At 62.7% G+C, this 22,601-nt stretch carries 21 protein-coding genes; 14 read left to right on the top strand and 7 right to left on the bottom strand.

Annotated features, from left to right (window positions below; all coding sequences use genetic code 11):
- Position 1: 1 nt before the first annotated feature.
- A complete protein-coding gene (locus FHX03_RS03105; RefSeq protein WP_245426701.1) occupies positions 2 to 313 on the bottom strand; it encodes an antitoxin Xre/MbcA/ParS toxin-binding domain-containing protein in 312 nt (103 codons plus the stop codon).
- A 394-nt stretch (positions 314 to 707) separates the two neighbouring features.
- On the opposite strand from FHX03_RS03105, the gene ileS reads away from it, so the two are divergent.
- Together ileS and FHX03_RS03095 are read left to right on the top strand one after the other, a co-directional pair.
- Entirely contained in the window at positions 708 to 3,599 is a 2,892-nt protein-coding gene (gene ileS / locus FHX03_RS03100) for an isoleucine--tRNA ligase (RefSeq protein ID WP_183777244.1), read from the top strand.
- Between the two features lie 131 nt (positions 3,600 to 3,730).
- Positions 3,731 to 4,360 (top strand): hypothetical protein, encoded by a 630-nt coding sequence (locus FHX03_RS03095; protein ID WP_097623999.1) that lies wholly within the window; start codon positions 3,731 to 3,733, stop codon positions 4,358 to 4,360.
- Between the two features lie 40 nt (positions 4,361 to 4,400).
- Here the strand turns inward: FHX03_RS03095 and FHX03_RS03090 are convergent, their stop codons facing one another.
- A complete protein-coding gene (locus tag FHX03_RS03090; RefSeq protein ID WP_097624000.1) occupies positions 4,401 to 4,838 on the bottom strand; it encodes a nucleoside deaminase in 438 nt (145 codons plus the stop codon).
- 90 nt (positions 4,839 to 4,928) lie between these two features.
- Here FHX03_RS03090 and FHX03_RS03085 point away from each other — a divergent pair, with 90 nt between their 5' ends.
- The 3 genes from FHX03_RS03085 to FHX03_RS03075 are packed head-to-tail and all read left to right on the top strand — an operon-like array spanning position 4,929 to position 8,395.
- Complete coding sequence (locus FHX03_RS03085) at positions 4,929 to 6,959, top strand: pseudouridine synthase (RefSeq protein WP_183852572.1); 2,031 nt, start codon at positions 4,929 to 4,931, stop codon at positions 6,957 to 6,959.
- Positions 6,940 to 7,500 carry a 16S rRNA (guanine(966)-N(2))-methyltransferase RsmD gene (rsmD, locus tag FHX03_RS03080; RefSeq protein WP_012556719.1) on the top strand — a complete coding sequence of 187 codons (561 nt, stop codon included), beginning with the start codon at positions 6,940 to 6,942 and terminating at the stop codon, positions 7,498 to 7,500. The genes FHX03_RS03085 and rsmD overlap by 20 nt, the downstream gene beginning before the upstream one ends.
- 13 nt (positions 7,501 to 7,513) lie before the next feature.
- Complete coding sequence (locus FHX03_RS03075; protein WP_183777246.1) at positions 7,514 to 8,395, top strand: patatin-like phospholipase family protein; 882 nt, start codon at positions 7,514 to 7,516, stop codon at positions 8,393 to 8,395.
- A 9-nt stretch (positions 8,396 to 8,404) separates the two neighbouring features.
- Here FHX03_RS03075 and FHX03_RS03070 read toward each other — a convergent pair whose 3' ends face one another.
- The 4 genes from FHX03_RS03070 to FHX03_RS03055 form a co-directional block, all read right to left on the bottom strand.
- The gene (locus tag FHX03_RS03070; RefSeq protein ID WP_183852570.1) at positions 8,405 to 8,854 is read right to left on the bottom strand and encodes a copper uptake system-associated protein; all 450 of its coding nucleotides are present in this window, start codon (positions 8,852 to 8,854) and stop codon (positions 8,405 to 8,407) included.
- 13 nt (positions 8,855 to 8,867) lie between these two features.
- Positions 8,868 to 10,241 (bottom strand): PepSY-associated TM helix domain-containing protein, encoded by a 1,374-nt coding sequence (locus FHX03_RS03065; protein WP_183852568.1) that lies wholly within the window; start codon positions 10,239 to 10,241, stop codon positions 8,868 to 8,870.
- A gap of 86 nt (positions 10,242 to 10,327) precedes the next feature.
- Complete coding sequence (locus tag FHX03_RS03060; protein WP_183777249.1) at positions 10,328 to 10,729, bottom strand: DUF2946 family protein; 402 nt, start codon at positions 10,727 to 10,729, stop codon at positions 10,328 to 10,330.
- An 81-nt stretch (positions 10,730 to 10,810) separates the two neighbouring features.
- Positions 10,811 to 12,625: a monovalent cation:proton antiporter-2 (CPA2) family protein gene (locus FHX03_RS03055; protein WP_183852566.1), complete on the bottom strand. Its 1,815-nt coding sequence runs from the start codon at positions 12,623 to 12,625 to the stop codon at positions 10,811 to 10,813.
- Between the two features lie 119 nt (positions 12,626 to 12,744).
- Between FHX03_RS03055 and FHX03_RS03050 the strand changes: the two genes are divergently transcribed.
- From FHX03_RS03050 to lpxK, 6 genes are all read left to right on the top strand, one after another.
- Positions 12,745 to 14,091, top strand: a complete 1,347-nt coding sequence (locus FHX03_RS03050; protein ID WP_183777251.1) for a TldD/PmbA family protein — start codon at positions 12,745 to 12,747, stop codon at positions 14,089 to 14,091.
- A gap of 74 nt (positions 14,092 to 14,165) precedes the next feature.
- Positions 14,166 to 14,975 carry a 3'(2'),5'-bisphosphate nucleotidase CysQ gene (locus tag FHX03_RS03045; protein ID WP_097624171.1) on the top strand — a complete coding sequence of 270 codons (810 nt, stop codon included), beginning with the start codon at positions 14,166 to 14,168 and terminating at the stop codon, positions 14,973 to 14,975.
- 61 nt (positions 14,976 to 15,036) lie between these two features.
- Complete coding sequence (locus tag FHX03_RS03040; protein WP_012556727.1) at positions 15,037 to 15,276, top strand: DUF4170 domain-containing protein; 240 nt, start codon at positions 15,037 to 15,039, stop codon at positions 15,274 to 15,276.
- 188 nt (positions 15,277 to 15,464) lie between these two features.
- Positions 15,465 to 16,784 carry a lipid IV(A) 3-deoxy-D-manno-octulosonic acid transferase gene (waaA, locus tag FHX03_RS03035; protein ID WP_097624009.1) on the top strand — a complete coding sequence of 440 codons (1,320 nt, stop codon included), beginning with the start codon at positions 15,465 to 15,467 and terminating at the stop codon, positions 16,782 to 16,784.
- A gap of 9 nt (positions 16,785 to 16,793) precedes the next feature.
- A complete protein-coding gene (locus tag FHX03_RS03030) occupies positions 16,794 to 17,516 on the top strand; it encodes an HAD family hydrolase (RefSeq protein WP_183852565.1) in 723 nt (240 codons plus the stop codon).
- A 103-nt stretch (positions 17,517 to 17,619) separates the two neighbouring features.
- Entirely contained in the window at positions 17,620 to 18,693 is a 1,074-nt protein-coding gene (lpxK, locus tag FHX03_RS03025; protein WP_183852563.1) for a tetraacyldisaccharide 4'-kinase, read from the top strand.
- Positions 18,694 to 18,792: 99 nt separating this feature from the next.
- Here lpxK and FHX03_RS03020 read toward each other — a convergent pair whose 3' ends face one another.
- The gene (locus FHX03_RS03020) at positions 18,793 to 19,677 is read right to left on the bottom strand and encodes a GntR family transcriptional regulator (RefSeq protein WP_097624012.1); all 885 of its coding nucleotides are present in this window, start codon (positions 19,675 to 19,677) and stop codon (positions 18,793 to 18,795) included.
- Positions 19,678 to 19,776: 99 nt separating this feature from the next.
- Here FHX03_RS03020 and FHX03_RS03015 point away from each other — a divergent pair, with 99 nt between their 5' ends.
- From FHX03_RS03015 to FHX03_RS03005, 3 genes are all read left to right on the top strand, one after another.
- Positions 19,777 to 20,835, top strand: coding sequence for an ABC transporter permease (locus tag FHX03_RS03015; protein WP_183852561.1), 1,059 nt, complete (start codon positions 19,777 to 19,779; stop codon positions 20,833 to 20,835).
- Positions 20,832 to 21,596, top strand: a complete 765-nt coding sequence (locus tag FHX03_RS03010; RefSeq protein WP_183777254.1) for an ATP-binding cassette domain-containing protein — start codon at positions 20,832 to 20,834, stop codon at positions 21,594 to 21,596. The genes FHX03_RS03015 and FHX03_RS03010 overlap by 4 nt, the downstream gene beginning before the upstream one ends.
- A gap of 79 nt (positions 21,597 to 21,675) precedes the next feature.
- On the top strand, positions 21,676 to 22,593 hold the full coding sequence (locus tag FHX03_RS03005; protein WP_183852559.1) for a sugar ABC transporter substrate-binding protein: 918 nt from the start codon (positions 21,676 to 21,678) through the stop codon (positions 22,591 to 22,593).
- Positions 22,594 to 22,601: the final 8 nt, after the last annotated feature.

Raw genomic sequence — 22,601 nt, 5'->3', positions numbered from 1 at the left:
CCTAGACGTAAATCCCGTGGTCGATCTGGTGCAGGGCCTGCTCGACGAGGCGGGCGCCGGTTTCCGATTCCAGCAGATCGATCGGCGCGATGCCGTCCATGCCGCGATTGGGCTTGCGCAGCCAATCGAACGCAACGGCTCTGTCGCCGAAAATGCGCTTAGCCATGTCCGCGATCCGCACGATGCGTAAGGCGCCGTCGTTTTCCTCGACCGTCAGCGGCTCGCCGTTCGCATTGCGTCTCGCCAGAGTTCGGCGCGGTGCGACGAAACGATATATTTCCTCCACGGAAAAGCCGAGTTCTGTCAATTTCAATGCCATTGCTCCGTCATAAACCTGGACGGAGCCGTGCGAAGCGATCTCGAGGCGCTCGCGTATAGTCATCGATTCTGGTGTCTGAAGAAAACCAAGCATTGCCGTGAATGACCTTTATGCCACTTGCCCCAATATATATGCGCATTTGGCGCCATCTTCAATTGCTTCCGTTGTGGCAGCCGGCCTCTTCCTTTTCCCGGCAAAAACGCCTATGAACCGGCGCGATGACAAAATATCGGCTGGCAATGATGATGCGAATTATCGGCCCGGCCTTCCGCGCGCGCTAAGCGGCCGGGAGGTCCGGGTTTTTGGCGCTTGGATATGAGCGCTTCCGTCACCAGCTTTTTCACGCCGTTGCGCCCCTTCCTGGGCCGCCAGAAACGATTGTCCCGATATGACCGACACAGCCGAAAAGATCGACTATTCGAAGACCCTCTATTTGCCCGAAACCGATTTCCCGATGCGTGCCGGCCTGCCGCAGAAGGAGCCGGAGCTGGTCAAGCGCTGGCAGGAGATGGGTCTCTACAAGAAACTGCGCGCCTCTGCCGCCGGCCGCGAAAAATTCGTGCTGCACGATGGCCCGCCCTACGCCAACGGCAACATCCACATCGGCCACGCGCTGAACAAGATCCTCAAGGACGTCATCAACCGCTCGTTCCAGATGCGCGGCTACGACGCCAATTACGTGCCCGGCTGGGATTGCCACGGCCTGCCGATCGAATGGAAGATCGAGGAAAAGTACCGCGAAAAGGGCAAGAACAAGGACGAGGTCCCGGTCAACGAATTCCGCCGGGAATGCCGTGAATTCGCCGCCGGCTGGATCAAGGTCCAGGCAGAAGAGTTCAAGCGTCTCGGCATCGAGGGCGACTTCGACAATCCCTATACGACGATGAACTTCCACGCGGAGTCGCGCATCGCCGGCGAACTCTTGAAGATCGCCGCAAGCGGTCAGCTTTATCGCGGCTCCAAGCCGATCATGTGGTCGGTCGTCGAGCGCACGGCGCTGGCCGAGGCCGAGGTCGAATACCAGGACTATGAGAGCGACACGATCTGGGTGAAATTCCCCGTCGTCGAAGGTCCGGCTGCGCTCAAGGATGCGTTCGTGGTCATCTGGACGACGACGCCCTGGACGATCCCCGGCAACCGCGCGGTCTCCTTTTCCGCGCGTGTTTCCTACGGCCTCTATGAGGTGACGGCCGCCGAGAACGATTTTGGTCCGCGTCCGGGCGAAAAGCTGATCTTTGCCGATAAACTGGCTGAGGAGTCCTTTGCCAAGTCCAAGCTGCAGTACAAGCGCCTGAGCGATGTCTCCGCGGCCGACTTCGCAGCGATGGCCTGTGCGCATCCCTTCAAGGGTCTGGACGGCGGCTATGAATTCCCAGTGCCATTGCTCGATGGCGATCACGTCACCGACGATGCGGGCACCGGTTTCGTGCACACGGCGCCCAGCCACGGCCGCGAAGACTTTGATGCCTGGATGTCGGCTGTCCGCACGCTTGAGGCCCGCGGCATCGACACCAAGATCCCGTTCCCGGTCGACGACGGCGGCTTCTACACATCGGACGCCCCCGGCTTCGAAGGCGCCCGCGTCATCGACGACAACGGCAAGAAGGGCGATGCCAACGACCGCGTCATCAAGGCGCTGATCGAACGCAACGCGCTCTTTGCCCGCGGCCGGCTGAAGCACCAGTATCCGCATTCCTGGCGCTCGAAGAAGCCGGTGATCTTCCGCAACACGCCGCAATGGTTCGTCTATATGGACAAGACGCTTGCCGACGGCACGACGCTGCGTTCGCGCGCGCTGGGTGCGATCGACGACACCCGCTTCGTGCCCGCCGCCGGCCAGAACCGCTTGCGCGCCATGATCGAGGGCCGCCCGGACTGGGTTCTGTCCCGTCAGAGAGCATGGGGCGTGCCGATCGCCGTCTTTGCCGACGATGAGGGCGAGGTCCTGGTCGATGAAGCCGTCAACACCCGTATCCTCGAAGCCTTCGAACAGGAGGGCGCCGACGCCTGGTTTGCCGATGGCGCCAAGGAGCGCTTCCTCGGCAACGACCATGACCATTCCCGCTGGAAGCAGGTCATGGATATCCTCGACGTGTGGTTCGACTCCGGCTCGACGCACACCTTCACGCTGGAGGACCGTCCGGACCTGAAGTGGCCGGCCGATCTCTATCTCGAAGGCTCGGACCAGCATCGCGGCTGGTTCCATTCGTCGCTGTTGGAATCGGCAGCCACCCGCGGCCGCGCGCCTTACAACGCCGTCCTCACCCATGGCTTCACCATGGACGAGAAGGGCGAGAAGATGTCGAAGTCGAAGGGCAACGTCACCGCGCCGCAGGAAGTAATGAAGGATGCCGGCGCTGACATCCTGCGTCTGTGGGTGATGACCTCCGACTATGCCGACGACCTGCGCGTCGGCAAGACGATCATCCAGACCAATGTCGACGCCTATCGCAAGCTGCGCAACACCATCCGCTGGATGCTGGGCACACTTGCCCACGACAAGGGCGAGGAGATCGCTTTTGCCGATCTGCCGGAACTGGAGCAGCTGATGCTGCACCGGCTTGCCGAACTCGACGAGCTGGTGCGCGAGAATTACGATGCCTTCGATTTCAAGAAGATCGCCCGTGCGCTGATCGATTTCGCCAATGTCGAGCTTTCGGCCTTCTATTTCGATGTCCGCAAGGACGCACTCTATTGCGACGCGCCGTCGAGCCTGCGCCGGCGCGCCAGCCTGCATGTCATCCGCCAGATCTTCGATTGCATGGTGACCTGGCTTGCCCCGATGCTGCCCTTCACCACCGAGGAGGCCTGGCTGTCGCGCAACCCGTCCGCCGTTTCCGTGCATCTGGAGCAGTTTGCCCCTGTTGCCAAGGAATGGCGCAACGATGCCCTGGCCGAGAAGTGGAAGAAGATCCGCGCTGTCCGCTCGGTTGTCACAGGCGCCCTGGAAATCGAGCGCAAGGACAAGCGCATCGGCTCTTCGCTGGAAGCCGCTCCCGTCGTCCACATCGCCGATCCGGAACTGATGAAGGCGCTGGAAGGCCAGGACTTCACCGAAGTCTGCATCACCTCGGCAATCGAGATTGCGGCCGGCGAAGGCCCGGCGGAGGCTTTCCGCCTTGCCGAGGTGCCTCTGGTCAGCGTCGTGCCGAAGCTGGCGGAGGGCCAAAAATGCGCCCGCTCCTGGCGCATCACCAGGGATGTCGGTTCCGATCCGGAATATCCCGATGTCTCGGCCCGTGACGCTGCCGCGCTTCGCGAGCTTGCCCGGCTCGCGTGAAGAATATTGCCGGGTGAATTGCGTTTTCGCGGTTCATCCGGTAAAAGCTGCCTGAAAATGGCCGGATTTTTGCGTCAGGGGGACGGTTGTCCGGTAGGGCAACGATTGCACCGGTGGCTGGAAGGGTTTTCATGTTCGCAACGCATTGGTTCCGTATGGGCGCCTGCCTGTCTGTTGTCATGGCGGGATGCTCCCTGGTCTCCAGCTGCGCCAGCAGCCCGACCTACGGCACCGACAAGACCGCCATGGAGCAATTGACCGACGATCTCGGCCAGTCCGTGTCGCTGACCGGGCCGGACCCGAAGAACAAGGGCGTCAAATACACGCCGCGCCCGACGCTGGTGCTGCCGGCCCAGGCGCAGAGGGAAACTCTCGTTGCGCCACAGCCGACCGTCGCCAACAAGGACAATCCGCAGTGGATTGAATCGCCGGAGGAAACCCGCGCCCGCCTGGTCGGGGAAGCCGACGCCAACTCCGACAATCCGAATTACCGCTCGCCGCTGGCAAGCTCCGCCATCGAGGGCGGCCGGCGTACGACCGAAGCCCAGACCAAGGCCTATCGCGAAGCCCGCGCCCTGCAGAAGGGCTCCTATGTCGATCAGCGCCGCTATATTTCCGATCCGCCGCCCGGCTACCGCACCGTCGACGACCCGGCAAAGCTCGATGATGTCGGCGAGCCCGAACTCAAGAAGCAGAAGAAGCGCAAGAAGGATGCGGCGATCGCCAACAGCGGCAAGCAGTGGTGGAACTTCCTGCAATAGTCTCCTTATCTGCCTGAATAGACGCGAGGCGCTGTAGAGACTACGGCGCCTCTCTCTTTTGCGAGAAGAATGTTCGCAATATATCGGCCGATTGCACCTCGTTGAAGCCGGAATAGACTTCCGGTGCGTGGTGGCAGGTCGGTTGCGCATAAAATCGCACGCCATTGTCGACGCCGCCGCCTTTCGGGTCCTCGGCGCCGTAATAGAGCCTGCGGATACGCGCAAACGAGATGGCTGCCGCGCACATGGTGCAAGGCTCGAGTGTCACATAAAGATCGGCGCCGACAAGACGCTCCTGGCCGAGAGCTTCGCAGGCCAGCCGGATCGCGGCGATTTCGGCATGTGCGGTCACGTCATTAAGCTCGCGCGTGCGGTTTCCCGAGCGCGAAACGGCAATATCGTCGATGACGACGACGGCGCCGATCGGCACCTCGCCGCGGTCTCCGGCGGCGCGTGCCTCTTCGAGCGCCATCTCCATGAAACGATTTGTCTTCACGATCGCAAGAATTTCCACTTAACCGCAGATGCGTGACCTGATAGACAGGCCCAAAAGGCAGGCAAACAACAAATGACACCCAAAGACAAGCCAAAACGCCCGGGCGCAAAGCCCTTTTCACGCGACAGCGGGCCGAAGGCCGGCGCGAAGTCGGGCGGCACGAAGCCGGCAAAGGCTGCGATCGCGGCCGAGACCGAAGGCGAGGCCAAGGCCGAACGCATTTCCAAGGTGATGGCGCGCGCCGGCGTCGCCTCCCGCCGCGACATCGAGCGCATGATCATGGAAGGCCGCGTGACGCTGAACGGCGCGGTTCTCGACACCCCTGTCGTCAACGTCACGCTGGCCGATCGCATCGAGGTCGACGGCGTGCCGATCCGCGGCATCGAGCGCACCAGGCTGTGGCTCTATCATAAGCCGGCCGGGCTGGTGACCACCAATGCCGATCCGGAAGGCCGCGCGACCGTCTTCGACAACCTGCCGGAAGAACTGCCGCGCGTCATGTCGATTGGCCGTCTCGATATCAACACCGAAGGCCTGCTGCTGCTGACCAATGACGGCGGTCTTGCCCGTGCGCTCGAGCTGCCGGCGACCGGCTGGCTGCGCCGCTACCGTGTCCGCGCCCATGGCGACATCGATCAGGACGCTCTCGACAAGCTGAAGGACGGCATTGCCGTCGACGGCGTGCTCTACGGTTCGATCGAGGCGACGCTCGACCGCACGCAGGGCTCGAACGTCTGGATCACCATGGGTCTTCGCGAAGGCAAGAACCGCGAAATCAAGAACGTGATGGGCGCGCTCGGCCTTGACGTCAATCGTCTGATCCGCATCTCCTACGGCCCGTTCCAGCTCGGCGACTTACCGGAAGGCCATGTCATCGAAGTGCGCGGCCGCACGCTTCGCGACCAGCTCGGCCCGCGCCTGATCGAGGAAGCCAAGGCGAATTTCGATGCGCCGATCTATAACGCGCCGGCGGTTGCCGCCGAGGAAGGGGCTGAAGCCCCAGTACCGGAAAGGCGCGAGCAGCGTCCGCGCCGCGACGAGGACAAGCGCGAACGGGCGCTGAGCCGCCTCGACACCAAGCGCGACGATCGCCGCGGTGGCGGGCGTAGAGATGACGACCGCCGCGATGGCGGCCGCTTCGACGACGACAAGCCGAAACGTCCCCAGCCGCTCGGCCAGCGCCGCAGCGCCAATGTCTGGATGGCGCCGGGCGCCCGGCCGCTCGGCGAAAAAGCTGCGGCGAAAGCTGCCAAGAATGAGCAGACCGCGCGCCGGCGCGGCGAGCAGGTGCCGGCAAAAAGCACCGGTTCCCACCATATCGAGGATCGCCCGCGCACACAGATCAATCGGGTGCGCGAAGAGGACGGCGAATGGATCCGCTCGAGCGAGCAGCCCAATCGCAAGGATGAAGGCGAAGCCCGCGGCCGCAAGCGTCCGTTCGGGGATCGTCCGGGCCGTGAAGAGCGCGGTTTTGGCGACCGCCCGGCCCGCGGCGACCGCAGGCCCCGTGAAGGGGGTGACGAACGTCCGCGTAGCAGAAGCTCTGCCGGTGAAGGCCGCCCCGAGCGTCCGCGCGGCGATCGGCCTTTCGGTGATCGTCCCTCGCGTGGCGACCGGCCCTTCGGCGACAAGCCGCGCGGGGATCGCAAACCGCGTGGCGATGGTGACGAACGCCCTCGTGCCGCCAGATCCTCCACCGGTGATGCCCGTTCGGAGCGTCCGCGCGGTGACCGGCCTTTCGGGGATCGTCCTTCGCGTGGCGACCGCCCCTTCGGCGATAAGCCGCGGGGTGAACGCAGGCCGCGCGAGGACGGTGATGAACGTCCGCGCGCAGCCAGAAGTTTTGCCGGCGAAGGCCGCTCCGAGCGTCCGCGTGGCGAGAAATCCTTCGGCGACAAATCTGCGGGCGGCCGGTCTTCGGGCGATAAGCCGCGCGGCAAGGGCTTTGGCGCCAAGCCGGGCGCGGCCAAGAATTTTTCCGGTAAGCCGAAGGACGCCAAATCAGGCGGCGACAGACCGGGCGGCGACAGGCCCGCGGGCGGGCCGTCCAGAGGTGGTGGAAAAGGAAAGGGAATGACGCGCGGTGCGGATCGTCGGCGGTGAATTTCGCGGACGGCCTCTCGCCGTGCCAAAATCCAACGAGATCCGGCCGACTGCCGACCGGACGCGCGAGAGCCTGTTCAATATATTGAGCCATGCCTATCCGGAATGCGTCGATGGCACCCGGATCCTTGACCTTTTTGCCGGAACCGGCGCGGTCGGTCTCGAAGCCGTTTCACGCGGCTGTCGTCACGCGCTCTTCGTCGAAAACAGCGTCGAGGGCAGGGCGCTGCTCTGGGAAAACATCGATGCGCTCGGCCTGCACGGCCGCACGCGCATCCTGCGCCGCGATGCGACCGATCTCGGCAGCGTCGGCAATCTCGAAGCCTTCGACGTGCTGTTTGCCGACCCGCCCTATGGCAAAGGCCTCGGCGAAAAGGCGATGGCGGCGGCGGCCGGCGGCGGCTGGCTCAGGCCCGGCGCGATCGCGGTGCTCGAGGAACGCGCCGATATTGTCGTATCCGTGCATCCTTCCTATGTTTTCCTCGAAAACCGCATCTTTGGTGATACGAGGGTGCATTTCTTCCGGTATCAGCCGCAATAAGCGGGGGCGGGGCGTGCAGCAGGCAGAGATCATCAGTCCGAAACTGCCTGCGATCAGCGATCTTCCAACGGTCGCCGTCGCTTTCGGCGGCGGTGGCGCGCGCGGACTTGCCCACATCCATATCATCGAGACGCTCGACGAACTCGGCATCCGCCCGGTGGCGATATCGGGTTCGTCGATGGGCGCGATCATGGGGGCCGGCATGGCTGCCGGCATGTCGGGGGCCGAAATCCGCGAACATGCGCTGACGACCGTCGGCAACAAGACGGCGGTCGTCGCCCGCATCTGGGGCCTGCGGCCGGCGACGGTGCGCGATGCGGTGGCCAAGGGCATCCGCATCGGCCAGTTCAATCTGGAGCGGATCCTGAAAGCCTTTCTGCCGGCCGAGTTGCCGGCCCGCTTCGAGGATCTGCTGGTGCCGATGAAGGTCATCACCACGGATTATTACGGGCAGAACGAAGTCATCATCGAAGAAGGCGAGCTGTTTCCGGCGCTTGCCGCGTCTTCCGCCATTCCCGCCGTCTTCATGCCGGTGCGCCTGCGCGGCCGGGTGATGATCGACGGCGGTATCAGCAATCCGGTGCCCTATGAACCGCTGATGGATCTTGCCGATATCGTCGTCGGCATCGATGTCGTCGGCGCGCCGGAAGGCGACGGCACCCATATTCCGAACCGCATGGAGAGCATCTTCGGCTCCGGCCAGCTGATGATGCAGACGGCGATCACGCTGAAGCTGAAGCTCTGCCAGCCGCACATCTTCCTGCGCCCGGCGGTCGGCCGCACCGGCGTCATGGATTTCCTCAAGGCCCGCGAGGTGCTGGCCATGTCGGTCGGCGTCAAGGACGAGCTGAAATTCGCCCTCGACCGGGAAATCGAAGCGCGGCTGAAGCGCTAGGACACGGTGTTATTGGGCGTGGCCCTCATGGCCACCCGCCCCGTTTGACGCCGCGTTCATCATCATGACCGTGCCTTCGAAGCTTGAGAACAGCGCCAGCGCGGAGGGATCAAGGCTTGTCTCGGCCTCTTTCAGCTTCGCAGCCAGTCCGGCCGCGTCACTTGCCGGGAGGCCGATTTTCTCCGGCGTCCCGGCATCCTTCAGGCTGTCGCCGCTACTGAGATAGATGCTCCAGCCATGATGCGTCTTTTTCAGCAAGACGCGTCCGCCGCGCCCAGCTTGGCGCCAGCCGGCGATCGCCCAATCGGCCTGGACGACGACCGGGGCGATGTCCAATGGCTTATCAAGCCTTTCAAACATCAGCTTCAGCCTTGCCGGGATCGCCTGCTGCGGATCGTCGTCCGCGGCTGCCATGGATGCGAAAAGCATGCAGGCTAGAAGGGCAATGATCATCTTCATCGAATGGTCTCCCTTAAGCGGCAACGCGTTTCAACACGGGCACGAAGCGCACGACGATCTGGTCGAAGGCGATCATGGCGACAATGGCGAGCCCGCTCATCGGGAAGGCGACGGCGAAGATTGTGGTAATCAGCCACAGGCCGTAATAGACCGCGCGTTTTGGCGGCATGGGTGGCACGCCGAGCCGGCCGGCCGGGCGCCGTTTCCACCACATGATGACGGCACTCACGCAGCTGAGCACGATGGCCAGGCAGGTCGCGAGCATCAGCAACTGGTTGAAACGCCCCCATTCCTGTCCCTGGTGGACATTGATGCCCCACTCGATCGCCTTGCCGAGCAACGGATACTGATTGAAGCCGATATCGATCAGCGGTTTGCCGGAATACTGGTCGATATGGATGGTGCGTTCGTTGGCCAGATCGTCGGGATAGAGCGAGGCGGTATAGACGCCCGTCTCGTCGGAGGGAATGGCCACGTCGAAGCCCGGCGCCATGCCCAGCCGCCTGGCGATCTCCACGGCCTTGTCGAGACCGATCGGCTTGGCCGATTGTGCTGCGGCGATATCGGAAAGCGGAACCGGCGCCTTTTCGACGATCCAGCCGCTCTTCGGCAGGATGTCCTCGGTCACCTTCTGCGATTTCGGCATGTCGTCCCAGAGCTGGACGGGATAGCCGAGGCCGTGTTCGGTCAGCCAGGCATTGGCGTTCGCGCCCCAATAGCCCGACCATGGCATGCCTGTTATCGCCAGGAAGAAGATCAGCACCCCGGCGAAGGCGCCCGTCACCGCATGCAGGTCACGCCAGAAAACCCGGCGGCCCGGCGTTCCCCGCACGCTGACGACACCGCCTGTCTGGCGGCGCGGCCACCAGAGATAGATGCCGGTGACGACGAGCACCATGGCAAAGCCGCCGGTGATCTCAATCAGCCGGTTCGCTATACCGCCGAAATAGGCCAGGCTGTGGATGCGCTTGACGACATAATTGAACTCATCGGTCGATCCGACCACATCGAGCACCTTGCCGGCATAAGGGTCGACGAAGACCAGTGTCGTGCCGGCATCGCTGGCGACGGTGACGATGGCCGATCGCTCAGGTCCGGCCGGCTCCTTGTAGGAGGTCGCCGCCGAGCTCGGCACCGCGGCGGTGGCGATGTCCGCGATCCGCTCGGCCGGCAGCGCCTGGCCGGCGGGCTGGACGGTATAACGGTAGCCGAAGAAGCTGTTGTTGATCTCGTCCTTGAAAAGATAGAGCGATCCGGTCACGGCCAGATTGAGCATGAAGGGTATGACGAGAAGCCCGGCAAAGAAATGCCAGCGCCAGATGGCGCGGTAGAGCGAAACGCCGCTGGCGGCGTCCTCCGCCGGTCCGGCGGCAGTGATAGTCGACATGAGGATGGATCCGTATCCGCGGCCGGCTGCGGGAAGCAGTTCGGCCGGCGTTGAAAGGCGTCACGGCGCCTGCCGCAACACGAGGTTCAGGCGAGGATCGGATCGGAAGGCGGAGCGCGGGGACCGGTATTGGGCGGGAAAAGCCGGCGAGGGAAGCTTTCGGCCCGGATCGGCAGTTCGACCGCGACCGCAAAGGGTATCGGAGCACCGGCGACATCCATCGGCGCCGGCAGCAGGGTCGAGGCGCCGATCCGGCAGGCCTCGCAACCATGCGAATGGGTTTTGTCGTGCTGGCCTTGATCGGATTTGTCACTGACGGTGGCGCAAAGCGACGGCAGCGTTCCATCGGGCAGTACATATTGCGCGAGTTCGGTCGGACCGGACTCACCGGCGACGGGAGCCTGATGGGCGAATGCGACAAAAACCAACGTCGCCGCGCACAGGATGCGCAGTGCCCATTGCTCCATCTGTCTCGCCCGTCTGATCAAGTGTCCCTCTCCGATCACCCGCTGATAGACGCCGCCGAGCGCATATTCAATGCGTCAATTTAACAAGCCGATCGGCGGCGATCAGGCCTCCGCCGTCGCATCCACCGTTCCCGCCAGCGGATCGTCCTCGAATGGATCGGCGGCGCGCTTCGGCTTCACGAGCGGTTCGGGGCGGACAGGGTGGGAAAACAGCATGTCGCGGCCGGCCTGCAGCCCTTCCGACACCTGCAGCACCAGGCGCGCCTCGTCGCGCTTGCGGATATCCTCGCCGATCTCATAGGCGTCGACCTCGGGAACGCCGAGCGCCTCCAGCGTCCGCCGCCCGAAGAGCAGGCCGGATTCCAGCGTTTCGCGCAACTCGTAGTCGACGCCCTTGTTGCGCAGTTCGATCGAATGGATACGGTCGTAGGAGCGCACGTAGAGCCTTGTGTGCGGATAATCCGCCTGCACCAGCTCCACCACCTTGTCGGTGACCTCCTTCTTCTGCGTGCAGACGAGCACGATCTTTGCCCGGTCGATGCCGGCCGAGCGCAGCACGTCCTTGCGGGTGCCGTCACCGAAATAGATGCGGAAGCCGAAAGAGGAGGCCTGGCGGATGCGGTCCGCCGAAAATTCGATGACGGTGACGCTGCGCCCGCCGGCAAGCAGGATCTGCGCGGCGATCTGGCCGAAACGCGAGAAGCCGACCATCAGCACGTCGGCGCCGGCGCCCTCGAAATCCTCGTCCAGCTCCTCATGCTCGTCGCCGCTGAGCAGACGCTTCGCAAGCGCCGCGCCGATCGGCGTCAGCGCCATGGACAGCGTGACGATCGCGACCAGCAGCGATGCCGTGCTCGCCGACATCAGCCCGACGGTCGCCGCCGCGGTAAACAGCACGAAGCCGAATTCGCCGCCCTGCGGCAGCAGGAAGGCGATGCGGATCGCATCATCATGCGGAGAGCCGGAGATCCGGCAGAGCCCGTAGATGATGATCGCCTTGACCGCCATGATGATCGGCACCGCGACGATGACGAAGAGCACGTTGTCGGCAAGCACGTCGAGCTGCAGCGACAGGCCGACGGCGATGAAGAAGATGGCGAGCAGCACGCCGCGGAAGGGCTCGATATCGGCCTCCAGCTCGTGCCGATAGGAGGATTCGGCGAGCATCACCCCGGAGAGGAAGGCGCCCATCGCCATCGAAAGCCCGGCAAGCTGCATCAGGCTCGCCGATCCCATGACGACGAAGAGGGCGGCGGCGATCATCGCTTCGCGCGCACCGGTGCGCGCGATGACCTGGAAGAGCGGCGTCAGCAGGTAGCGCCCCATGACGACCATCGCCGCGACCGCGCCGACGGCGACCGCAAAATCGGTGAGCGGCGCAGGGCTGCCCTTGCCGCCGCCGTCGAGCACGGTGATCAGCGCCAAGAGCGGCACGATTGCAAGGTCCTGGAACAGCAGCATCGAGAAGGAGCGCTGCCCATACCTCGTGTTGACGTCGCCGTCGCCCTCGAGGATCTGCATGGCGAAGGCCGTCGAGGATAGTGCCAGGCCGAAGCCGGCGACGATGCTGCCGCGCCAGTCGAGAACCTCAGAAAACCAGGCAAGCGCGGTCAGCGCCAGCCCGGTCACCACCACCTGCGCCGTGCCGAGGCCGAAAATGTCGCGGCGCATTTGCCAGAGGCGGCTGGGTTTCAGCTCCAGCCCGATGATGAAAAGCAGGAAGACGACGCCGAGTTCGGCGACGGCAAGGATCTGTTCGCCATCGGTGATGCCGTGGAAAACCGGCCCGATGACGATGCCGGCGGCGAGATAGCCGAGCACCGTGCCGAGCCCGAGCTTCTTGAATATCGGCGCGGCGACCACCGCTCCGCCGAGCAGCAGGATCGTTTCGGAAAAAAAGGCATTGGACGCGGACATCGGGGCGATTTCTTTCGACGGCGGGGAACAGGCCGGCAGCCCCGACAAAGAATCGGCGGCGGCGGCCTTGATGCTTGGGTGAGTGCACAATAAATGGAAGCCGAAGGAAAGGCCAAATCATGTCCTCTGAAATCGATTCCTCGACACTTCTTTCCCGCGCAAGTCAATTGATCGATCTGGCCAGGAAGGCAGGGGCCGACGCCGCCGACGCCGTCGTCGTCCGGTCGCGCTCGCAATCGGTCAGCGTCCGCCTCGGCAAGGTCGAGGGCACGGAATCCTCCGAAAGCGACGATTTTTCGCTGCGCGTCTTCATCGGCAAGCGCGTTGCCAGCGTTTCGGCCAATCCGGGCTTCGATCTGCAGGCGCTGGCCGAACGCGCCGTCGCCATGGCCAAAGTCTCGCCGGAAGATCCCTTCGCCTGCCTCGCGGATGAGGCGAGCCTAGCGAAATCCTACCCCGACCTGCAATTGCTCGATACCACCGAGGTCTCCTCCGAGATGCTGCGCGAGGCAGGCCTTGCAGCTGAGGCCGCGGCCCTTGCGGTCGAGGGCGTCACCAATTCCTCCGGCGCCGGTGCCTCGGCCGGCATGGGCGGCCTGGTTCTCGCCACCTCGCACGGTTTCGAAGGCAGCTACATGGCCTCGCGTTTCGGCCATTCCGTCAGCGTCATCGCCGGAGAAGGCACCGGCATGGAGCGCGATTATGATTTCGACAGCCGGCTCTATTATGCCGAGCTCGACGATCCCGCCGTGATCGGCCGCCGAGCCGGCGAACGAGTGATAAAGCGCATCAACCCGCGCCAGGTGCCGACCGGCAAGGATGTCACCGTCATCTTCGATCCGCGAGTCGCCCGCGGCTTCGTCGGCCATATCGCCGGCGCAATCAATGGCGCCGCCGTCGCCCGCAAGTCGAGCTTCCTGCGCGACAGGATGGGTCAGCAGGTACTGAAATCGGGCCTGTCTATCACCGACGATCCGTTGATCGTGCGCGGCCCCTCCTCGCGGCCCTTCGACGGCGAGGGCGTATCGGGCGAGCGGATGGTGATGATCGAGGACGGCGTCTTGAAGCATTGGTTCCTGTCGACCTCGACCGGTCGCGAGCTCGGCCTTCAGACCAACGGCCGCGGCGTGCGCGGCGGCACTGCCGTTTCGCCGTCCTCCACCAATCTTGCCCTTGAACCCGGCGACATCACGCCGGAGGAACTGATCCGCAGCGTCGGCAATGGCTTTTATGTCACCGAATTGATCGGCCACGGCGTCAACATGATCACCGGCGAATACAGCCGCGGCGCCACCGGTTTCTGGATCGAGAACGGCGAACTGACCTTCCCGGTCTCCGAGGTGACGATCGCCTCGAATCTCAAGGAGATGTTCATGCGCCTGACGCCGGCAAACGACATCGACCGCAAGTTCGGCGTCGCGGCCCCGACCTTCGCCATCGAAGGCATGACCCTGGCAGGGCGGTAGAGCATGATGCCGAAAAGTGTGTGCGGTTTTCGGACGACATCATGCTCAAACGAAAGTTGGACGGATTTGACGGGATGAGCGATAGGGAAAAGCCCCGTTGGCAGAGCGATCTCACGCTGATCGTCGATGCTGCGAAAGAGGCCGGTGCGGTCGCTTTCGGTTTCTTCAACCAGTCTCCCGAGGTCTGGTGGAAAAACGACGACCGCTCCCCCGTCAGCGCCGCCGATTTCGCCGCCAACAAGACGCTCGAAACCATTCTGCGCAAGGCCCGGCCAGATTATGGCTGGCTGTCTGAGGAAACCGACGATGATGCCGGCCGCCTCTCGCATGAGACGCTGTTCATCATCGACCCGATCGACGGCACGCGCGCCTTTCTCGGCGGGCAGAAGCTCTGGTGCGTCAGCGTCGCGGTCGTTCATCGCGGCCGTCCGGTCGCCGGCGTGCTCTATGCCCCGGCGCTCGAGGAACTCTATGAGGCCGTCGACGGCGGCGTGGCGCTGAAAAACGGCGTGCCCTTCACCGTCTCCGCCGCGGGACCGGAGGAGACGAGCCGCCTTGCGGTCGGCGAGGACCTGTTGACGACCTTTCCGCCGGAGTTTCGCGACCGGGTCAGCCGCCACAAACACATTCCCTCGCTTGCCTATCGCATCGCCATGGTGGCGGACGGTCGTCTCGAAGGCACCTTCGTCAAGAGCAATTCGCATGATTGGGATCTGGCCGCCGCCGATCTGATCCTTAGCTGCGCTGGCGGTGGCCTCGTCGATCTCGACGGCAGGCCGATCGTCTACAATCGCGCCGACGTGACCCACAACGTCCTCTGCGCAGCACCGACGCCCCGCATCAGCGAGTTTCTCGCGGCCTTTGCGGGACGACGAGACAGTTGACGTTTCCGTCAAAATCCCGCAGATGGGGTGGCGGAGGAGAATAGCAGAAAGAGAACAAAAAATGACTGACTCCGGTGACAAGAAGCAGCTTTTGCATCTCGTTTTTGGCGGCGAACTGGAAAGCCTCGACAACGTCCAGTTCCGCGATCTGAAGGGTCTCGATATCGTCGGCATTTTCCCGGATTATGCCACGGCGCTGACGGCCTGGAAGTCGAAAGCGCAGCAGACGGTCGACAATGCGCATATGCGCTATTTCATCGTCCACATGCATCGTTTGCTCGATCCGCAGGAAAAGGCCTGAAGCAGCCGATCTCGGCCATCGGCCGCGGCACGTATCGGCGGCCTGCGGTTCGTCGCGCCGGGTTCGTGCACCGGCCGTCCGTCGATCCGGATCGTTTGACGCATTCTGAACAAATTCATCGGCCATTCCGGCCGCAACGATAATGAGGGAATGGGTTTGATGTCGATCTTGGATCGGAGACTGGCGCAATGAGTTCCCGGATGGCTCGGTTCGGTCTGAGCGCATACCGTCTGGCGGGAACCGTGGCCTCTCCTGTCGTCGGCCTCTATATCACCTACCGCACGGCCAAGGGCAAGGAAGACCGGGCGCGCCGCCTGGAACGCTTCGGCTATCCGAGCGCCAACCGGCCGCAGGGCCCGCTCGTCTGGTTCCATGCTGCAAGTGTCGGTGAAACCAATGCCGTCATTCCGCTGATCCGCGAAATCCGCCGCCGCGACATCCATGTCATCTTGACCACGGGCACGATCACCTCGGCCAGGCTCGCCGCCGAGCGCCTCGGCAATGACGCGATCCACCAATATGTGCCGCTCGACCTGAAGCCCTCGGTCAGCCGCTTCCTCGATTATTGGGCGCCCGATTGCGCCATCATCGCCGAATCCGAGATCTGGCCGGCAACAGTGCTGGAACTCGGCCGCCGCCGAATTCCGCAGATCCTGATCAATGCCCGCATGTCGGATCGTTCCTTTGCCCGCTGGCGCCGCCGGCCGGCAATCGCCGAAGCCTTGTTCGAGAATCTCGCCCTCGTCATCGCCCAGTCGGATATCGATGCCGAACGTTTCCGCGATCTCGGCGCCGTTCCCGTTATCACCTCGGGCAATCTGAAAGTCGATACCGACGCACCCCCTTATGACAGCGCTGTCCTCGCCCGCTACAAGAAGCAGATCGGCGACCGCAAGACCTGGGCGGCGATCTCGACCTTCGACGGCGAGGAGAATGCCGCTGCCATCGTTCATCGGGCGCTGAGGGAGCGCGATCGTCAGCTGACGATCATCGTGCCTCGCCATCCCGACCGTTGCGACGAGATCGAGGCGGCTCTGGTCAAGCTGGGGCTGAAGGTCGCCCGCCGCACCCGCGACGATGTCCTGTCGGCCGATGTCGATATCTTCCTCGGCGATACGATCGGCGAAATGGGCCTCTATTTGCGACTGACGGAAATCGCCTTCGTCGGCCGCTCGCTTTTTGCCGAAGGCGGCCAGAATCCGCTGGAGCCCGCCATGCTCGGCTGCGCCGTTCTCTCCGGCGGCCATGTGCAGAATTTCCGCGATGCCTATCAGAAGCTTGCCCGCAGCGGCAGCGCCCGCATGGTGCGCGATACCGAAATGCTGGCCAAGGGCGTGCATTACCTTTTGACCAATGACGAAGCCCGCCGCAATATGATCGAGGCCGGCATCACCGCCGTGCACGAGATGCGCGGTGCGCTGACCGCGACCGTCAAGGGGCTGGAACCCTATATCAATCCGCTGACGGTGAAGGCGCGGCTGCTGCCCAAGGCCGTGGCCCAGCTCTGAGGATAAAGCATGGCGGCAGCGTCCCTAATCAAAGGCATTCTCTTCGACAAGGACGGCACGCTGCTCGACTATGACGAGAGCTGGCTGCCGGTAAACCGCGAACTTGCCCGTATCGCCGCTGAAGGCGATCCGCTTCTCGCCGACCGGCTGCTGTCTGCCTGCGGCATGGATCCGGTAACTGGCCATATCGTGCCTGACAGCCTGCTTGCCGCCGGCAATACCCGCCAGATTGCCGAGGGTCTGGTTGCCGCGGGTTCGATGGTCGATGTCGGCGAACTGACGGTGCGCCTCGACGAGCTGTTTTCCAACGCCGCCGAATTTTCCGTGCCGGTAACCGATCTCGCTGACTTCTTCGCCAGGCTGCATCGGCGCGGCTTCAAGCTCGGCGTCGCCTCCAGCGACAATGAGCGCTCGATCCGCCAGACCGCGGAACGTTTCGGTTTCGCCCGCTATGTCGATTATATCGCCGGATATGACAGCGGTTTCGGCGTCAAGCCGGAGCCGGGCATGGTGCTCGGCTTCTGCGCTGCGACCGGTCTTTCGCCCGAGGAAGTGGCGATGGTCGGCGACAATAATCACGATCTGCACATGGGCCTGAATGCCGGAACGGGGCTCAGGATCGCGGTGCTGACCGGAACCGGTTCGCGCGATTCGCTGGCCGCCGCCGCCGATCATGTGCTCGACGATATCACCGCTCTCGAGGCACTGCTGCCGGATCTGCAGCCGGCCTGACTGGTAAGGGCTTGCATTTTCATTGAATTTGGCTTCTCAATCCGGCCGGTCGAAAAGCAAGGGGCTGGTTGCCGTAAGGCGGGCAGGGGAGCGGAACGGCAAGATGATATCCGAAGCGCCGCCGTTCTGGTGGAGGAAAGCCGATTGGCGGGCCTGGCTGCTGCTGCCGGTTTCCTTTCTCTACGGTCGTATCGCCGGCCACCGCATGGCCCATGCGCGCCGCGCCTCCGTTGCCATTCCGGTCATCTGCGTCGGGAATTTCACCGTCGGCGGCGCCGGCAAGACGCCGACGGCGCTGACCATTGCCCGCGCCGCCAAGGCGAAAGGGCTGAAACCCGGCTTTCTCAGCCGCGGTTACGGCGGCTCGCTCGATGTGACGACCGTGGTTGATCCCGATCATCACCGGGCGGTCGCCGTCGGCGATGAGCCGCTGCTGCTTGCCCGGGAGGCGCTGACGGTGATTTCGCGGAGGCGCGTCGACGGGGCACAGCGTCTGGTCGCGGAGGGCGCCGATCTCATCATCATGGACGACGGTTTCCAGAGCGCCCGGCTGGTGATCGATTATGCCCTGCTGGTCATCGACGCGACCCGCGGCCTCGGCAACGGCCATATCGTGCCGGCCGGCCCGGTGCGCGCCCCGATCCGCCAGCAACTGCGTTCGGCCACCGCGCTGTTGAAGGTCGGCGGCGGCAATGCCGCCGACAGCATCGTCCGCATGGCGGCACGCGCCGCAAAGCCCTATTTCACCGCCTCGCTGAAAGTGCGCGGCGACAATACGCTCGCGGGCATGAAGGTGTTCGCCTTTGCCGGCATTGCCGATCCCGCCAAATTCTTCCGCACGGTCGAATCGCGCGGCGCCGAAATCGCCGTCGCCAAGTCCCTCGGCGACCACGAGCACCTGACCGAGGACGAGATCGACGACATCCTGACGACCGCCGAGCGTCAGGGCTTGCTGATCGTCACCACCTCAAAGGATTTCGTCCGCCTTTCCGGCCATCCCGGCAGGGCGGCACAGCTCGCGGAAAAGTGCCAGGTGATCGAGGTCGACATGGTGTTCGAGGATCACCTCGCCCCGAGCCTGATCATCGACCGGGCGATCGTTGCCTGCCGCGAGCGGCGCCTAAGGGAGATGAAGGCCGGCGTTAAAGCGATGCCCGGAAAGGCTGGGCCGCTCTAAAAGACTGCCGCGAACTCGCGTTGGTTTGCGGAGGCTATGGATCGCCGGCCTCTTGTCCGCCGGTTCGTCGGCTTTCTGCTACCCCCAATCGCAATGTGGTTACACGATCGAATGAAGCAAAGTTTCACGGGCGGAGGTCAGATGCGACCGACAAGCGTGATCGATCAACGCGACATTGCGGCTTTCGAGGGCATCGATCAGCGCGAGATGTTCCCCAATGGCGACCTCATTCCGGGCGCGTTCATCCCGCTTGTTCCACTGATAGTGATAGTGGAAGACCATGGCGATCACGTCTTGGAAGCTTTCGATAAAGCGGTTTGGCGCGACAGCCACAATCAGGCGATGGAACCGGCTGTCCAGTTCCGAGAAATCCTGAAACCGGGCATCGATGTCCGCGAGCAGTTCCAAATGCGCCGCTCGTATTGCACGCACCTGCTTCCAGATGGGTGAGCTGTCGGGCAGGGTAGCGAAGAGACGTGCGGAGCGCATTTCGAACATTTCTCTGATTTCGAACAGTTCGAGTGCGAAACTCGCGGTGAACCCTTTAAAAACCCAGCCTGCATTCTGACGCCTCTCGATCAGCCCATATTTCTGAAATCGATTGAGAAATTCACGGACTATGGTTGTCGCGACGCCGAATTTCCGAGCTAATTCAGCCTCATTGATTTCTGTGCCCGGACAGGCATCGCCGCGCAGCATCCATTCCATGAAACTCGTCTCGACCTGTTCCGAGATGGCTAAGGTCTCTTCCTTCGGATAACGCTCTATCTGCCGCGGCTGCTCGCGTATGATCCGCCTATGCGCTTCGGATATGATGATCCCACGTGCGGACATCGCCGCCAGCACCTTCCGCACCGTCGTTCTGCTCACGCCAAGCTGGGCGCGCAGTGCGTTTTCGGACGGCAATTCCTCCCCAAGACCGGATGTCCGAATGATATCGATCATATCATTGAAGGCCCTCTTAAAGGTCGTATCCGTCCTCATTGCACAACTCCCGGCATGTTTAGATATCCATAAGAAACAATTTGACGTACGTGTATCATATGTTTCTTATGTATAAAAAACCAGGGAGGCTGGGGAAATTTGGAAGACTCTGGGATTCTGCCTCAGAATTCGTCCCGACCTGGAGGTTCGCAAGGTGCAACCTTCCACCCGAGACAATCTGGCATCACATTAGGACTGAAGCTTTTGAGCTTAGGCCCATTGCTGATCCTCATCATCCTCATCGCCATCGTCAGTCTGATCACGCCGGCTTTTCTAAAGCCCGGCAACCTGGGGAACATCCTGGCGCAGACGGCGGTGATTGCTCTGGTGGCGATGGGGCAGCAGCTCGTTATCCTGACTCGCGGTGTCGACCTGTCTGTCGGCTCGAATCTCGCGCTCGCGACAGTCATCGGCGGACTGGTCTATCAGCAGGTTGATGCCTCGATCGCCGTCATTATGGCCATGCTGCTTTCGGGTGCTGCAATCGGGGCGGTAAACGGCGTGGTATTTGTCTATGGCAGGCTGCCACACCCCTTCATTATTACCCTCGCGACCTTGAGTATCTGCCGTGGCCTTGCACTGGCACTGGCCCCTGGCCACACCACCATGCGCGGGATGCCCAATGCAATTACTGCGATCGGCGGCGGTACGACGTTTGGTGTGCCCAATTCCTTCCTTGCCGTCGGGATCTTCGGGCTTCTTTTTCTGATTTTGACGAAGTCAATGGTCTGTGGCCGATGGATCTATGCGGTCGGTGGCTCGCCGAATGCCGCCAGAAGCATGGGTATACCGGTAAAGGGCGTTCTGCTCTCGACCTACATTATCTCAGGCTTTTGTGCCGGCGCCGGCGCGGTGCTGCTGGCGGGACGAACCGGCGCCGCCTCGCCGATCTACGGCAATCTCTTGGAGCTCGATACGATTGCCGCGGTGATAATCGGCGGTGCCAGCTTCCTCGGCGGACGAGGCCATCTCGGCCACGCTCTGATCGGCGCCGTGCTAATCGGCGTCATCCGCAACGCCCTTAACCTTCTCGGCGTCGACGTGTTCTTTCAAATGATCGCGATCGGTCTCGTCATCGTCATCGCCGTTGAGGCCGATGTGCTTCGTAACCATCTCGAGGCGCGCGCGCGTGTGCTTCAATCGGCGAGAGTGCAATGAACGCTGCATCCGCTCCACCGGTCCTTTCGGTTCGAAATGCGCAGAAGCGCTTTGGCGCCATTCATGCCCTGAAAAATGTAAGCTTTGATGCATATGCAGGCGAGGTAACCGCTCTTCTGGGTGACAACGGCGCCGGCAAGTCGACGCTCGTCAAATGCATTAGTGGGCTTCATTGCCTCGACGAAGGAGAGATCCTCGTGGATGGTGCTCCCGTATTGCTCCATTCAGCGGCGGCGGCCCGCCGCGCCGGCATTGAAACCGTCTATCAGGATCTGGCGCTTTTCGACAATCTGACCCCTGTGCAGAATTTCTATTGCGGGCGAGAAATCTCTTTCCCTTCCTGGCTGCCACGCCCGCTCCGCTTCCTCAACACCGGCGTGATGAAGCGGGAAGCAGCGCGTGTGATCGATCGCCTGAAAGTCAAGCTGCCGCGGTTCGACGCGCCGGTCGCGCTGATGTCTGGTGGACAGCGACAGGCGATCGCGGTCGCGCGCGCCATTGTTTTTGCGCGCAAGCTTGTGATCCTTGACGAGCCAACGGCCGCCCTCGGCGTGCGAGAATCTCGCCAAGTTCTTGACCTTGTCAATCAGCTCAAAGCCGAAGGCAATGCCGTGATCATAATCACGCACAATATGGAACATGTCGTCGAAATCGCCGATCGGGCCGTGGTGCTGCGGCAGGGTCGCAAGGTGGGTGAACTGAAGCCAGCCGAAGCGAACAAGCAGGACCTTGTCGCGATGATTGTGGGCGCCGAGGCTTAAGGGAGATCACTGCTTCGATAGGGCAGTGGACAACGAGATCGCTCTAGAGGAGGGCGATCGAAACATGGGAGGTGTTATGATGAAACCGCAATCCCTGCTGGGAGCTCTTGCGCTTCTGGCTCTCGCTGTAGTCCCATCCTTGGCGCAGGAGCCGGTCAAGCTCGGCTTTATAACCAAGTTCCCGGTTCCGTTCTTCGCAACAATGGAGAACGCAGCAAAAGATTATGCAAAGAGAAATCCCGGCGTCGAGATCATCTACGGACAGGGGACGTCCGCGACTGACATCGAGGGCCAGATTGCACAGATCGAGTCGATGGTGACACGAGGCGTGCAGGGCATCGCCCTAACGCCCGTCGATCCTACCGTGTCCACGGCTCTGGACAAGGCGGTGGCAGCCGGCGTCAAGGTCGTCCTGATGGATAACAATATTCCGGATTGGAAAGGCAGAACGGCGCTTGCCACGACCAATAATTTTGCCGCGGGCAAAATCGCGGGCGAATATCTCAAAACGGTTCTCAAAGCGGGCGATACGCTCGGGATTCTCGAGGGTGTGCCAGGTGTGCCAGCGCTTGATGACCGTGTGAAGGGCATGCTTGAAGGGCTGCAGGGCCTTGACGTCAAGATCGTCGGGAAAGGCGCAACAAACTGCACTGAGGAACTCGGGATCAGTGTCGCCGAAGACCTGCTGACGAAGAACCCGGACCTCAAGGCCATTTATGCCGCTTGCGGCCCGCCCGCTGCTGGCGCTGCGCGCGCCATCAAGAACGCCGGCACTGCCAATGACAAGATTGTGCTGGTCGGTTTCGACTTCTGCTGTGGTGAAGAGGAAGCGCTGAAGAGCGGAGTCGAGGATGCTTCGGTGGCGCAATTCCCCACCAAGATGGCTGAACTCGGTGTGGATGCGCTGGTAAAATCGATTCGCGGAGAGACGGTGGAGTCTTTGATCGATTCCGGCGCCGCGCTCGTGACGCCCGAGAATATGGCGCAATTCAAGTAAACCGTTGC

Source organism: Rhizobium sp. BK456 (assembly GCF_014194045.1).
In the GTDB taxonomy this organism is placed as follows: Bacteria; Pseudomonadota; Alphaproteobacteria; order Rhizobiales; family Rhizobiaceae; genus Rhizobium; species Rhizobium redzepovicii.
This window is presented reverse-complemented; position numbering and strand designations above follow the sequence as displayed.